This window comes from Lichenicoccus sp. (assembly GCF_965276875.1).
Classification (GTDB): domain Bacteria; phylum Pseudomonadota; class Alphaproteobacteria; order Acetobacterales; family Acetobacteraceae; genus Lichenicoccus.
The window spans coordinates 123,700-137,536 of the sequence record NZ_OZ255701.1; the positions used below are offsets into that span (position 1 = coordinate 123,700).

A 13,837-nucleotide genomic window follows, 5' to 3' on the forward strand; every position below is an offset into this window, starting at 1 on the left:
GGAGACGGCAAACCTGGCGACAAGCCGACCGTGTCCTACTGGCACTTGTGGTCCGACGACGAAGGCGTCAGCCATCAGAAGCAATGCAGCCTGAGCAGCTTTGAACTCAAGGGCGTCGGGGGTGCGGCACCACAATGGAACGACAAGCAAGAGAAAACGCCCGCAACCGTGGTGTTCACGGTGCAGCCTGTGGGCTGGGTCGGCGACTGGCATGAAAATCCAGCACCACAATGGATCATCGTGCTGTCCGGCCGCTGGTTCATCGAGAGCATGGATGGTACGCGGGTTGAGCAGGGTCCGGGTGAATTCTCGTTTGGCGAGGACCAGGGCTGCATAGAGCGAGACGGTCGCAAGGGCCATAAATCCGGCACGATCGGCTCGGAGCCGGCCGTGCTGATGACGGTGCAGCTGCATAAGGATCCGATGCATCAACCTTGTCACGTTCAATAGGTGACGTCATGGCAGCCCGGCATCTTGCGCGCATCCTCGGCTTTCGGCTGACGACCCAGGACCTGCCTCGACTCAGCCGCTTCTACCAGGATGTCCTTGGCTTCACGGCGCAGGGCGAACAGGCGATTGCCGCGGACGAGATGGCGCTGCTTGGCCTTCAGGGAGGCGGACGGCGCGTGACACTGCGTATGGGCGAGCAGAGGGTGGCAATCGACCAATTCGAGGCGCCGGGGCGGGCGTATCCAACCGACAGTGACGCGGCGTCCCTGTGGTTTCAGCACCTCGCCTTGGTTGTTCCCGACATCGAGGCGGCCTATGCGCGGTTGCGCGACATAGCGCCGATCTCCGAGGGCGGTCCGCAGCATCTGCCGCCCGCGTCCGGGGGCGCCAGCGCCTATAAGTTCCGCGATCCGGACGGACACCCGCTCGAGCTGCTGCAGTTCCCGCGGGGTGGAGCCCCTGCTTCCTGGGGACAGCGGACGCCGGAGCCAGGCCAGATCGCGATTGGCATCGATCACTCCGCGATCAGCGTCGCGGAGACCCAGGTCAGCGTCGCGTTCTACAATGATCTTGGCTTGGCTTCAGGCAAGCGTACGCTGAACCGCGGACCGGCGCAGGAGTACCTCGACGATTTGCGCGATGTAGAGGTCACGGTGGTCGCGTTGCAGCCTGAAGACGGGGCGCCGCATCTGGAGCTCCTGGGCTATCAGGTGCCGCGTGGGACGCCGGGAGAAAAGCTGCGGGCAAACGACGTTGCGGCGACACGCATCGTCTGGAGCGGCGAACAGGCCGAGCTGTTGTCGGATCCGGACGGCCATTTGCAGCAGATCGAGGCATGATCCAACCGATGCCGGATCGGAGACTGCATTGATTCGGCCCGCCGAGCTGGCCAGGACCGCGGCGCAGGCAGAAATTGCTCTCTTGCGTGCCCAGCTGTTTCGCTCGTTGCGACGTGCGGTCTATGCCGGCATTGCTCTGTTGTTCGGCTTGTTCTCGTTGGCATTCCTGCATGTCGCCGCATTTGAGTGGCTGCGCCAGTATCGCACTCTCGGGCCAGTCTGGGCCGCCCTGATCGTGATGGCGACGGATGCGGTCTTCGTCATTGTGGGGGGACTGCTCGCCGCAGGGGCGGCGCCGGGCCTGGCAGAGCAGACCGCACTGGAGCGGCGTCGGCATGCAACGGAAAACCTTCGTCAATCGCTGACGGTAAGCGCGTTACGCGAAGCCGTGGTTGGGACATTGCTCGAACGTGTGCGCGCGCTCGTTCATGCGGGCGCCGTCAAATTCCGCCGTTTGAGAGGTGAACTTCATTAAACGACTTCACGGCAGCCCGTGAGACGGTGCGTTACGTGAGCCGTCTTAGAAGACCTCCGTCCAGCACCGTTGCAACGCTGCGTCGACGGCTGCGGTGTCCACCGTGATGCCGAGTGCGCGCAGGCTGGTCACGCCGTGCCCGCGTATGCCGCACGGCACGATACCGTCGTAATGTGCGAGGTCGGGGTCGATGTTCAGGGCCACGCCATGCCAGCTCACCCATTGGGTCAGCCGCACGCCGAGTGCTGCGATCTTGCTCTCGCGGCCGCTGGACGGGTCCACCACCCAGACGCCGACGCGGCCGCGCCGTCGTTCGCCGCGCACGCCGAACGCCGCGAGGGTGCCGATCAGCCAGTCCTCCAGGCCGCAGACAAAGGCGCGCACGTCGCGTGCTGGCACCCGCCCGTGCCGCCGTTGCAGGTCGAGCATCACATAGGCCACGCGCTGGCCGGGTCCGTGATAGGTCCACTGCCCGCCGCGTCCGGCGGCGAAGGTCGGAAAACCGTTTGGATTGAACAGGTCGCACGGGTCCGCCGAGGTGCCGGAGGTGAACAGCGGCGGGTGCTCGAGCAGCCAGACCCGCTCCGGCGCGCCGCCATCGCGGATCGCCCGGACATGCTCGGACATCGCCGCGATTGCGTCCGGGTAGGGAACGCGCGCCGGCGCCACCTGCCAGCATAACCCCCGGTCCGTCATTGCCGCCTGATCATGCATCGGTTATACGCCCCCGGGACGGGCGGTCGTGGCGGAATGGTAGACGCGCAAGCTTGAGGTGCTTGTGGGGGAAACCTCGTGGAAGTTCGAGTCTTCTCGACCGCACCATAAGCGCCTCCTGAGCGTCCTTGCCGCTCCAATTCGGGGGGAGGTAAGCCCTGGACAAGCAGGAGGGTGGCTTTGGACGAGGATTTCAGGAAAGCGGCGCTCGATTATCATCGGTTGCCGACCCCGGGCAAGCTCTCCGTCACCCCCACCAAGCGCATGGCCTCGCAGCGCGACTTGGCGCTGGCCTACTCGCCCGGCGTCGCCGCCGCCTGCGAGGAAATCAGGCGCGATCCGACGACGGCGCGCGACTATACCGCCCGCGGCAACCTCGTCGGCGTGATCTCCAACGGCACGGCGGTGCTTGGCCTGGGCAATATCGGCCCGCTCGCCGGCAAGCCGGTGATGGAGGGCAAGGCGGTCCTGTTCAAGAAGTTCGCCGGCATCGACGTCTTTGACATCGAGGTCGACGCCGACGATCCGGACCGCTTCATCGAGGTGGTGGCAGCACTCGAGCCGACCTTTGGGGCCATCAACCTCGAGGACATCAAGGCGCCGGAGTGCTTTCGCATCGAGGCCGAGCTGCGTGCTCGCATGGGCATTCCGGTGTTCCACGACGACCAGCACGGCACCGCGATCGTCGCCGCCGCAGCCGTGCGCAATGGCCTGGAAGTGCAGGGAAAGTTGCTCTCCGACGTCAAGCTGGTCACCTCCGGCGCTGGTGCCGCGGCCCTCGCCTGCGTTGATCTGCTGGTCAAGATGGGGTTGCGCGCCGAGAACGTGACGTTGACCGACATCAAGGGCGTCGTCTACCCCGGCCGCGAGGCCGATATGCCGCCCAACATGGCGCGCTATGCCCGCGCGACCGACGCACGCACGTTGTCCGAGGTGCTGGTCGGCGCGGATGTTTTCCTCGGGCTGTCGGCGCCCGGAGTGCTCAAGCCGGCCTGGCTGGCCGCCATGGCGCCGCGGCCGTTCATCCTTGCTTTGGCCAATCCCGAGCCGGAGATCCTGCCCGACCTGGCGCGGACCGCGCGTCCGGATGCGATCATCGCAACAGGCCGTTCGGATTATCCGAACCAGGTCAACAATGTGCTGTGTTTCCCCTTCATCTTCCGCGGCGCCCTGGATGTCGGGGCCACTGCGATCAACGAGGAGATGAAGGTCGCCGCGGTCGAGGCGATCGCGGCGCTGGCGCGGGCAGAGGCGAGCGAGGTGGTGGTCGCGGCCTATGGTGGCGAGGCGCCAAGCTTTGGGCCGGACTACATCATCCCCAAGCCGTTCGACCCGCGACTGATCCTGCATGTCGCCCCCGCCGTGGCAAAGGCGGCGATGCAGACCGGTGTCGCCACCCGCCCGATCGCGGATTTCGAGCGATACAAGGCGGATCTCGAAATCTTCGTGTTCCGCTCCGGCCAGGTGATGCGGCCGATCTTCGAGGTCGCGCGCAAGGCGCACAAGCGGATCGGCTATGCCGAGGGCGAGGATGAGCGCGTGCTGCGCGCGGTGCAGACGGTCGTCGATGACGGGCTGGGGCGCCCGGTGCTGATCGGCCGGCACGCGGTGATCGCCCGACGCATCGAGAGCCTCGGGCTGCGCCTGGTGGCCGGCCGGGATATCGAAATCCTCGACCCAGAGCACGACACGGCAACCTTTGGCCCCTTGCTTGACCCCTACCGCAAGCTGGTCGAACGTCGCGGCGTGCCACCCTCAATGGCCGACCGTCATATGATGCGTCCGACTGTCGCCTGTGCGATGCTGCTGCATGCCGGCCTGATCGACGCCGCCCTGGTCGGCGGACACGGCGACTGGTGGCGGCACATGCATTACTGGGGGCCGTTGATCGCGCGTCGCCCCGATGTTACGCGGCTGTACGCTCTGTCGGGCCTGATCCAGTCGAACGGCGTGCTGTTCTTTTGCGACACCCATTTTAATCTCGATCCGACCGCCGAACAGATTGCCGAGATGACCATGCTGGCTGCGGATGCGGTGCGGATGTTCGGCGTGACACCAAGGGCGGCATTGCTTTCACATTCCTCGTTCGGCGCCAGCAATTCGCAGTCGGCCCGCAAGATGCGCCGGGCCCTGGCGCTGTTGCGCGAGCAGGCCGGCGATCTCGAGGTCGATGGCGAGATGCAGGGCGACGCGGCCCTGAGCGAGACGTTACGGGACCGTGTCATGAGCTCGAGCCGGCTCGCCGGCACCGCAAACCTGCTGATCTCACCATGCCTGGACGCGGCCAATATCAGTTTCAACCTGCTCAAGGCGGCCGGTGAGGGCTTGCAGATCGGTCCGATCACGCTTGGCGTCAGCAAGCCGATCCATACGCTGGCCGGTAGTGCCACAGCCCGGGCGATCGTCAACCTGACCGCGCTCGCAGCTTTGCAGGCCGACCACAGCCCCGGCTGACAGTATGCGCTCTGACAGGGCCCGATCCGCATTGCGGTAAAGCCCATCACGTGGCACGATTTACAACCTTTTAATGACTAACGGAAGGCAGGCGATCGTGATAAAACCTTTGCGAAAGGCGGTTCTTCCGGTTGCCGGCCTGGGGACGCGCTTCCTGCCTGCCACCAAGGCGATGTCCAAGGAGATGCTGCCGGTGGTCGACCGGCCACTGATCCAGTATGCGGTAGACGAGGCTCGCGCCGCGGGTATCGAGCAGTTCTGCATGATCACCGGCCGCGGCAAGACCGAGCTGGTCGAGTATTTCGACATCGCCTACGAACTGGAGGCGACGCTGCGCGAGCGCGGCAAGCAGGAGGGGCTCGATGCGCTGCGCGACACCAGCATGCAGCCCGGATCGATCGTCAGTGTCCGCCAGCAGGAGCCGATGGGCCTGGGACACGCGATCTGGTGCGCGCGCTCCTTTATCGGCGAGGATCCGTTCGCCATCCTCCTGCCCGATGACATCATCCTCAGCAAGACACCGTGTCTCAAGCAACTCGCCGACGCCTATCACCTGACCGGCGGCAATGTCGTTGCGGTCTCGGAAGTGCCTCCAGAGCAGACCAATCGTTACGGCATCCTGCGCGTCGGTTCCGATGACGGCCATATGGTCGAGGTGACCGGCCTGGTCGAAAAGCCGGCTCCCGAGGACGCGCCATCGAACCTGTCGATCATCGGTCGCTATGTTCTGACCGCAGACGTGATGCCGTTCCTCGCCAAGCTCGAACGCGGCGCCGGCAACGAGGTGCAGCTGACCGACGCGATGGCCAAGATGATCGGCCGTGTGCCATTTCACGGCATCCGCTATGAGGGCAAGAGGTTCGATTGCGGCGACAAGGTCGGTTTCCTAGAGGCGCAGATCGCCTTCGCCCTGGAGCGCGAGGATCTCGGACCGGCGGTGCGCGCGTTCCTCAAACCCTACTGCGAGTGCCTGTAATGTCGTTCCGGCATGATTTCGATCAGACCAGCCTGCGCGAATACGACATTCGCGGCATCGTGGGCGAGACGCTCGGTGAGGCGGACGCGTTTGCCGTCGGCCGCGCCTTCGGCACCATCGTTGCGCGCGCCAGCGGCAGTACAGTGGCGGTCGGCTTCGACGGCCGGCTCTCCTCGCCAGAGCTCGAGCAGAGCCTCGTTGCCGGGCTCCGCGCGTCCGGCATGGAGGTGCTGCGTGTCGGACGCGGCCCAACGCCGATGCTGTATTACGCCGCAACGACCTTGCAGACGGACGGCGCCGTGATGGTCACCGGCAGCCATAACCCGGCCAACTACAACGGCTTCAAGATGATGCTCGGCCGCAAGCCGTTCTTTGGCGCGCAGATCGCCGAACTCGGCCGGATCGCGGCCAGTGCCGACGTGGTGGAGCAAGCGACAGGCGGCGAGCGTCACGTCGACATCGCGCACGACTATATCGCTCGCCTGATCGCCGATTGGGACGGTGGCGACCGGATCCTCAAGGTGGTCTGGGACAATGGCAACGGCGCCGCCGGCGAGGTACTCGCCAGGCTGGTGCGCTCGCTGCCCGGCGAGCATACCGTGCTCAACGGCGAGATCGACGGCAACTTCCCGGCCCATCACCCTGATCCGACGGTGCCGCGCAACCTCGAACAGCTGATCGCCGAGGTCGCGGCACAAGGCGCCGATCTCGGCATCGCCTTTGATGGCGACGCCGACCGGATCGGCGTCGTCGACGACAAGGGCCAGATCCTCTGGGGCGATGAATTGCTGATCGTGCTGGCCCGCGACGTGCTGCGCGAGCACCCGGGTGCCACCATCATCGCTGACGTCAAGGCCAGCCAGGTCCTGTTCGACGAGGTCAGCCGCGCCGGCGGCAAGCCGCTGATGTGGCGCACCGGCCACTCTTTGATCAAGGCGAAGATGGCCGAAACCGGTTCACCTCTGGCGGGCGAGATGTCGGGGCATGTGTTCTTCGCCGACAAATGGTACGGCTTTGACGACGCGCTCTATGCTGCGGTGCGTCTGCTCGGCATCGCCGCCCGCCTGGATCAGCCGCTCTCGGCGGTCAAGGAGGCATTGCCGCGGACCGTCAGCACCCCGGAACTGCGCTTTGACTGCCTTGATACACGCAAGTTCGGTGTGGTCGAGGAGGTGGCGGCCAGGCTAAAGGCAGAGGGCGCGGAGGTCTCCTCGATCGACGGGGTGCGGGTGCGCACGGCGGATGGCTGGTGGCTGCTGCGCGCCTCCAACACCCAGGCGGTTCTGGTCGCCCGCGCGGAAGCCGCGGACACCGCCGGCCTCGACCGGCTCCGCGCGGTGCTCGCCTCCCAGCTCGAGCAGTCCGGGTTGGCCGCTCCTGATTTTTCCGGAGACAATGCCGGCCACTGAGGCCCCGCGGCTCGTCGAGCCCGACGCGGCCTCGGTGTTGATCCGGGGCCGCTCTCCTGGCTTTACCACGCAGCCGCCGGACTTCGTGGATGGCGAGCTGATCCCACCCGACGTCAGGCTCGCCTGCGCAGCCTGGGACCGGCGCGCATTCGCCCCGCGAGACATCGTGGTGCGAACCGTGCGCGACGTCTACGTCGCCGAGGAGGGATTGGTCTTCACCCATGACGGCGACCTGTTGCGGCATAGTGTGCGCGAGCACGAGTCCGAGCAGATCGACCGCGCGACACGGGCCGTCCGGCGGGCCATCGGCGGCGAGACCATTGCACGGCATGACCTGCCCCTGGTGCTCGGCAAGAAGCGCGGTGCAAGCAACTACGGCCATTGGATGATTGAACTGCTGCCGACGCTGCATCTGACGCTGACCCGGCTCGCTGATACACGGATTGGCGTCCTGGTGCATGACATCGACGATCCGGATCTCGGCGGCATCGTGATGGAGACGCTGCGTCGGCTTGGTATTGCCGACACCCGGGTGCGGGTCAGCGGTTCGGCGCCGGTGCATGTGCGCGAACTGATCATGGTCGAGGGATTGACCGAGCACGGCAGCTACATGTCGCCACTGGTGCGCGACTGCCATGATCGCCTGGCGCATGGAGTTGCAGGAAGTGGCGTCCAGCGCGTCTTTCTCAGCCGCGGCGCCGGAGCCAGACGGCGCTTCCAGGACGAGAGCCATATGGGCCGCCTCGCCGAGGAGCGCGGCTTCACCGTCGTCGACACCAGGAGCCTCGGCCTGGACGGCCAGATCGGCCTGCTACGCGATGCGCGATTGATCGCAGGCGTCATGGGTGCGGCGATGACCAACCTGATCTACGCCACCGCGGGCGCGCGCGCGGCGCTGTTCGCGCCGGCGACGATGCCTGACACGTTTTTCTGGTTCATCGCCAATCTGCGTGGCCTGCATTACCGCGAAATCCGCTGCGTACAGGCTGGTCCCGGCGACGGCTGGGAGCGCCCGCTCGACATCGGCTTTCGCACCTTTCGCCGGGTGCTTGACCAGGAGGCGGCAGCACTCTGAGCCTTGGCTCAGGCGCCGACCTGAACGAGTGCGCCGCGCACCAGCTGCGGGGTCGGACGCGGATTGGCTTCGAAGACAAAATGCTCCCCGGGCACGGCGCGGAAGCTGTCACCGAGCCCGTTGATCGTCTCGGCGCCGCCCAGATAGAGCAGGCCGCCCGGCAGAAGTCGGGAGGCGATCATGGCCAGCACCCGCGTCTTCGTCGGCGGATCGAAATAGATCAACACATTGCGGCAGAAAATGATGTCGAAACGGCCGAGCACTGACGGGTCGGCGAGCAGGTTCCACTCGCGGAAACTGGCCATGTCGCGGATCGGCTTGATGATCCGCCAGGAATCGTCCTCCTTGGTGAAATATTTGACGAGCAGGCGCGCCGGCAGACCGCGCTGCACCTCGAACTGGCTGTACAGGCCCTCGCGGGCGCGGGCCAGGGGCGCACGCGCAATGTCCGTGCCGAGGATTTGCACGGACCGACCGCCGAAGGCGCCGCCCATTTCGCTGACCAGCATGGCGAGGGAATAGGCCTCCTGACCGGTCGATGCGGCGGCGGACCAGACCCGCAGGCCCATGCCCGCCGGCCGTTCTGCATGCAGCTTTGGCAAAGCCTCGCGACGAAGATGATCGAACGGCTTGTTGTCACGAAAGAACAGGGTCTCGTTGGTGGTGAGCGCCTCGACCACCTCGTCCTGGAGCGCGCGATCGACGCGCAATCGCGGCGCCAGGGCCACATAGCCGGTCAAGCCGAGCCGGCGCGTTATGGCGGCGAGGCGGGTGTCGAGCAGGTAGCTCTTCTCCGGCCCGAGGGCGAGGCCGGAGCGCGCTTTCACCAGAGCCGCGATTTCGTCGAAAGCGCTCATCGGGCCCGCATCATGCTGGAGACCTTGCGGGCCAGTTCGTCGATCGGCAGGACGGCATGGCAGAGACCAGCGCGAGCGACAGCGCCCGGCATGCCCCAGACCACGCTGCTCGCCTCATCCTGTGCGAGGATGCTGCCGCCGGCATCGAGCACCGCCTTGCCGCCGCGCAGACCATCCTGGCCCATGCCGGTCAGGATGACCGCAAGCACACGGCCTTGGCAGGCGACGGCAGCACTGCGCAACATCGGATCGACCGCTGGACGACAGGAGTTCTCCGGCGGATCGTCGGTGAGCCGGATGCGCAGGCCTGCTTCGGTGGCCATGATGGTCATGTGCCTGTCCCCGGGCGCGATCAGGATGTGGTCAGGCAATAGGGGCTGTCGGTCGCCCGCCTCGCGGCAGGAGCGCGGCCCTTGCCGCTCGATATGCTCGGCGAGACTGCGGGTGAACAGCGGCGGCATGTGCTGGGTGACGACGATCGGCACCGGCAGCGGCGCGGCGAGGGCCCGGAAGAAGGCGAACAGAGCCTGTGGGCCACCGGTCGAGCTGCCGATGGCGAGCAGCAATGGCGTCCGCGCCGGCTGCGGCTGCAAGGTCAACGTCGGTGGGGGTGCGGCAGGCAGCCGCCCGATGGCGGCGCCGAGCCGACGCAGCCGCGCCTGGCCCTTGACCTTGGTCAGGATTTCACGGGCGAACTCGTCCGCCTGCGCCGCCGCGGGCTTGGGGACGTAGTCTGCCGCACCTGCGGCCAGCGCCCGCATGGTGATCGCACCGCCCTGCGTGGTGAGTGCGGAGGCCATGATGATCCGCACACCGGGATCGATCCGCAGGAGCAGCGGCAGTGCGGTGAGCCCGTCCATCACCGGCATTTCGACATCGAGCACAACGACGTCGATGTTGCCCGCACGCAATGCCTCGGCGGCCTTTGCGCCGTCCGCGGCCAAGCCTGCGACCTCGATCTCCGGATCGCTTCCCAGGATGCGGGCGATGATCGAGCGAATGGTGAAGCTGTCGTCGCACACCAGCACGCGAATGCGCGTGCCGCTCATGCACAAGCACCCAGCAGCCCGAGCTGCGCGAACTTGCCGAGCAGGATCGCCTCGTCGAACGGCTTCATGATGTATTCCTGGGCGCCAGCCTCGATCGCCGAGACGATGAAGCCGGGATCGTTTTCGGTCGTGCACAGGATCACGACAGGGTTGTTGTCGCCGAATTCGGCGCGCAGGCCACGCAGACACTCGATGCCGTTCATGACTGGCATGTTCCAGTCGAGCAAAACCGCATCGACGGGGCACGCGCGCAAACGGTTCAGGGCCTCGGCGCCGTCACCCGCCTCATCGACGGCAAAGCCGGCCGTCTCGAGCATGCCTCGTGCGATCTTGCGTACGACGCGGCTGTCGTCGACCACCAGGACGCGCCGGGCGGCGGCCATGCTGGGATTGTCCATCATGCGGCAGCCTTGCTTTCGAGATAGAGCAGGCGCCCGATATCGAGGACCACCATCAGCCGCGAAGGCAGGCGGAAGATGCCGGTGGAGAACTCTAGCCATCCCGCGCCGAGCGTCGGCGGCGGTGTCTCGATGTCGTTGAGGTCGAGGCTCAGAACCTCCAGCGCCTGATCGACGAGCAACGCATAGCCGCCGCCTGCCTCCTCGGCGACGACGGCGACCAGCTTCGAGCCGCTCGGCGCCGCCGCCAACGAAAGCCGTCGCCGCAGGTCGACCGCGGTGACGATGCGGCCGCGCAGGTTGATGTTGCCGGCAATCTCCGGGGGAGCCAGGGGGATGCGTGTCACGACGCTGTCGGCAATCACGTCGCGAACCGCCAGCACCGGCACGCCGCAGAGCTGTCCCGCGACGGTCAATGTGAGGAAGCCCTGCTCGCGCCGCTCGCGGGTCTCGTCGTCGGCTGCGCGTCTGGTTTCGGCTGTCATGGTGCGTGTCTTCCCTCAGGCGGTCACGGGATGCGCCAGGCATTGCTCGAGGCTGGCGAGCAGGGTCTCGCGTTCAAACTTGCGGATGTAGTCGGTAAAGCCGGCGTCGCGGCCGGCCTGCACATCGTCGCTGCTGCTCAGCGCCAGCATCGGCAGGTCGGCCCAGCTGCCGCCCTCGCGCACTTTGCGCGCGAAGCTGTGACCGTTCATTCCCGGCATCTCGATGTCGGAGACGATGGCATCGAAGCGACGACCAGCGTCGCGCATGGCCAGGGCGTTTTCGGCAGTCGCAGCACTGGTGACGTCGTAGCCGGCGGCGGAGAGGCTCGGCACCAACAGGTTGCGGAAGAAGTCGCTGTCCTCGACGACAAGGACGCGCGGACGGCCCTTGGCGGCGACGGTCGGCTTGAACCAGCCTTCGGACGCCTGTGTCAGCCAATGTGCGGCATCGACGACCTCGGTTGCCTTGCCGTCGATGATGGCGGTGCCGAGCAGGCCCAGGCGATCGCTGGCGACGACGATGTTGAGGGTAGCGCTGACGACATCGAGAATCCTGTCGACCATCAGGCCGATATGCTGGCCGTTGTCGCTGATCACCAGGACCGCCTGGATTTCGCTATCGCCGGCGATGGCGGGATCGAGCGCCACCAGTGGCATCAGGCCGCCACGATACTGGGTGACAAGGCGAGCCCCGGTGACTTCCAGCCGCGCGCGGGGGATCATCTCCAGGCGTGCGATCAGGGCCAGCGGCAATGCCTTCTGCGCGCCGGGACCGGCATGCACCAGCAGCAGGTCGCAGCACTCGGCCGCCTCGTTTGAGGCCGCGTGCGCACGCACGCTCTCGCTGTCCGAACCGTCCGAGATCCTGCTCTCGCGCGCGATCCCGAGCGGGTCCAGGATCATGATGACGGAGCCGTCGCCCAGGATGGTGTTGCCGCTGAACAACGGGATCTGACGGATCACCGGAGCCACCGGCTTGACCACGATCTCTTCGGTGTCGAAGACGTGCTCGACGATCAGCCCGAGCCGCTGCTTGCCGACCGAGACCACCACGACGATCCGTTCGGCCTCCGGCCGGTCCATCTCGAGCTTGAGAATGCGCGACATCGAGACCAGCGGCAGCAGCCGGTCGCGCAGGCGCAGCACCTGGGCGCCGTCGATGGTCTCCAGCACCATGTCCGGCTGCGCGCCGGGTAGCACGATCTCCACGACGCAGATCTGCGGGATGGCGAAGCGCTCGCCGGCGGTGCCGACGATCAGGGCGGAGACGATGGCCAGCGTCAGCGGGATCTTGATCAGGAACTGCGAGCCGCGACCGACCCGGCTATTCAGGTCGATGGTGCCGTTGATGCGTTCGATGTTGGTCTTGACCACATCCATGCCGACGCCGCGCCCGGAGACCGAGGTGACCGCGGCGGCGGTGGAGAAGCCAGCATGGAAGATGAAGCGGCGGATTTCCTCCTCGCTCATGCGCCGCAGCTTGTCTTCGCCGACCAGACCTTGGCTGAGCGCACGCGCGCCGATCCTGGCGGGATCGAGGCCACGGCCGTCGTCGCTGATCTCAATCACGACGTGGCCGCCCTCGTGGCGAGCGTCCAGCGTGATGGTCCCTGCTTCCGGCTTGCCGGCACGCTTGCGCTCGGCGGCTGGTTCGAGCCCGTGATCAGCGCTGTTACGGATCATGTGGGTGAGCGGATCCTTGATCAGCTCGAGCACCTGCCGGTCGAGCTCGGTATCCGCGCCGCGTGTCACCAGGACAATCTTTTTGCCGAGGTCATGCGACAGATCTCGGACCAGGCGCGGCAGTGTGTTCCAGGCCGTGCCGATCGGCTGCATGCGCGTCTTCATCACGCCCTCCTGCAGATCGGAGGTGAGCTGCGATAGGCGCTGCATGGGCGTGGCAAGGCTGCTTTCGGCGTTTGCTCCCGCCCCGGTCTGGGTGCCCCGGCCGCTGCGCAGGATCTGCAGCAACTGGTTGCGCGTGAGTACGAGCTCACTCACCAGCGTCATCAGGTTTTCGAGCATGTCGACGCCGACCCGGATGGTCTGGCTGCGGTTTGGCGACTCGGGCTGTGACACGGGTTCGACGGCGTTGGCTGACGAGGGAGGGTGAGGCGGCGGCGGGGCAGGAGAGGCGGGGGACGGGGCAATGGCGGCGGCAGGTTCGGCGACGAGGGCCGGCTTGACACCGCGGCCCGCGGCGAAATCCTCCAGTGCTGCGATCAGATCCGCGTCGTTCCCATCCGGTTCGCCCTGGCCGCGGCTGAGCGTGTCGACGATCATGCGAATGCGGTCGATGGCGCTCAGGATCAGGCCGATCCCATCGGAATCGACCTGGAGCGCGCGATTGCGGAGTTTGTCGAGGACGGTTTCCGCGGCATGTGCCGCCTTCTCCAGGCGCGGTAGGCCGAGAAAGCCGCAGGTGCCCTTGATCGTATGGACCAGCCGGAAGATCAAGGAGAGCGTCGGCTGGTCTTCCGGGGAGCGTTCAAGCCGAACCAGTGCGAGATCAAGCTCGGAGAGGCTCTCCAGAGACTCGGTCACGAAATCGGCGAGCAGATCGTCCAAGCCGGTGCTCCATGCGTTACGGGTGGTGCGGATGAGCAGAGACTGAGGCAGCGGCCTGAACATTTCGTAAACGTAGCAGGCAGGAGGT

At 66.3% G+C, this 13,837-nt stretch carries 13 protein-coding genes and 1 tRNA gene; 8 read left to right on the forward strand and 6 right to left on the reverse strand.

Annotated elements, in window-relative coordinates; all coding sequences use genetic code 11:
- Nucleotides 1-30: 30 nt before the first annotated feature.
- Genes ACQY4K_RS00635 through ACQY4K_RS00645 form a run of 3 tightly spaced genes read left to right on the forward strand, consistent with a single transcriptional unit; the run spans nucleotide 31 to nucleotide 1,764 of the window.
- On the forward strand, nucleotides 31-450 hold the full coding sequence (locus ACQY4K_RS00635) for a cupin domain-containing protein (protein ID WP_428392532.1): 420 nt from the start codon (nucleotides 31-33) through the stop codon (nucleotides 448-450).
- An 8-nt stretch (nucleotides 451-458) separates the two neighbouring features.
- Nucleotides 459-1,289 (forward strand): VOC family protein, encoded by an 831-nt coding sequence (locus ACQY4K_RS00640; RefSeq protein ID WP_428392534.1) that lies wholly within the window; start codon nucleotides 459-461, stop codon nucleotides 1,287-1,289.
- 28 nt (nucleotides 1,290-1,317) lie between these two features.
- Nucleotides 1,318-1,764: a phage holin family protein gene (locus ACQY4K_RS00645; RefSeq protein ID WP_428392536.1), complete on the forward strand. Its 447-nt coding sequence runs from the start codon at nucleotides 1,318-1,320 to the stop codon at nucleotides 1,762-1,764.
- A 45-nt stretch (nucleotides 1,765-1,809) separates the two neighbouring features.
- Here ACQY4K_RS00645 and lipB read toward each other — a convergent pair whose 3' ends face one another.
- On the reverse strand, nucleotides 1,810-2,478 hold the full coding sequence (gene lipB / locus ACQY4K_RS00650) for a lipoyl(octanoyl) transferase LipB (RefSeq protein ID WP_428392538.1): 669 nt from the start codon (nucleotides 2,476-2,478) through the stop codon (nucleotides 1,810-1,812).
- 22 nt (nucleotides 2,479-2,500) lie between these two features.
- Here lipB and ACQY4K_RS00655 point away from each other — a divergent pair.
- The 5 genes from ACQY4K_RS00655 to ACQY4K_RS00675 all read left to right on the forward strand — a co-directional run bounded on the left by ACQY4K_RS00655 (nucleotide 2,501) and on the right by ACQY4K_RS00675 (nucleotide 8,392).
- Nucleotides 2,501-2,586, forward strand: a tRNA-Leu gene (locus ACQY4K_RS00655).
- 72 nt (nucleotides 2,587-2,658) lie between these two features.
- A complete protein-coding gene (locus ACQY4K_RS00660; RefSeq protein ID WP_428392540.1) occupies nucleotides 2,659-4,932 on the forward strand; it encodes an NADP-dependent malic enzyme in 2,274 nt (757 codons plus the stop codon).
- 73 nt (nucleotides 4,933-5,005) lie between these two features.
- Entirely contained in the window at nucleotides 5,006-5,908 is a 903-nt protein-coding gene (gene galU, locus ACQY4K_RS00665) for a UTP--glucose-1-phosphate uridylyltransferase GalU (RefSeq protein ID WP_428392542.1), read from the forward strand.
- The gene (pgmG, locus tag ACQY4K_RS00670) at nucleotides 5,908-7,317 is read left to right on the forward strand and encodes a phosphoglucomutase/phosphomannomutase PgmG (protein WP_428392544.1); all 1,410 of its coding nucleotides are present in this window, start codon (nucleotides 5,908-5,910) and stop codon (nucleotides 7,315-7,317) included. Before galU ends, pgmG begins: the two co-directional genes overlap by 1 nt.
- Nucleotides 7,304-8,392, forward strand: coding sequence for a glycosyltransferase family 61 protein (locus ACQY4K_RS00675; RefSeq protein ID WP_428392546.1), 1,089 nt, complete (start codon nucleotides 7,304-7,306; stop codon nucleotides 8,390-8,392). Before pgmG ends, ACQY4K_RS00675 begins: the two co-directional genes overlap by 14 nt.
- A gap of 8 nt (nucleotides 8,393-8,400) precedes the next feature.
- Here the strand turns inward: ACQY4K_RS00675 and ACQY4K_RS00680 are convergent, their stop codons facing one another.
- Genes ACQY4K_RS00680 through ACQY4K_RS00700 form a run of 5 tightly spaced genes read right to left on the reverse strand, consistent with a single transcriptional unit; the run spans nucleotide 8,401 to nucleotide 13,749 of the window.
- Nucleotides 8,401-9,249: a CheR family methyltransferase gene (locus tag ACQY4K_RS00680; protein ID WP_428392548.1), complete on the reverse strand. Its 849-nt coding sequence runs from the start codon at nucleotides 9,247-9,249 to the stop codon at nucleotides 8,401-8,403.
- Nucleotides 9,246-10,298 (reverse strand): protein-glutamate methylesterase/protein-glutamine glutaminase, encoded by a 1,053-nt coding sequence (locus tag ACQY4K_RS00685; RefSeq protein ID WP_428392550.1) that lies wholly within the window; start codon nucleotides 10,296-10,298, stop codon nucleotides 9,246-9,248. The genes ACQY4K_RS00680 and ACQY4K_RS00685 overlap by 4 nt, the downstream gene beginning before the upstream one ends.
- Nucleotides 10,295-10,699, reverse strand: coding sequence for a response regulator (locus ACQY4K_RS00690; RefSeq protein ID WP_428392552.1), 405 nt, complete (start codon nucleotides 10,697-10,699; stop codon nucleotides 10,295-10,297). The genes ACQY4K_RS00685 and ACQY4K_RS00690 overlap by 4 nt, the downstream gene beginning before the upstream one ends.
- On the reverse strand, nucleotides 10,696-11,181 hold the full coding sequence (locus ACQY4K_RS00695) for a chemotaxis protein CheW (protein WP_428392554.1): 486 nt from the start codon (nucleotides 11,179-11,181) through the stop codon (nucleotides 10,696-10,698). Before ACQY4K_RS00695 ends, ACQY4K_RS00690 begins: the two co-directional genes overlap by 4 nt.
- A gap of 15 nt (nucleotides 11,182-11,196) precedes the next feature.
- Nucleotides 11,197-13,749, reverse strand: a complete 2,553-nt coding sequence (locus ACQY4K_RS00700; RefSeq protein ID WP_428392556.1) for a chemotaxis protein CheW — start codon at nucleotides 13,747-13,749, stop codon at nucleotides 11,197-11,199.
- Between the last annotated feature and the right edge of the window lie 88 nt (nucleotides 13,750-13,837).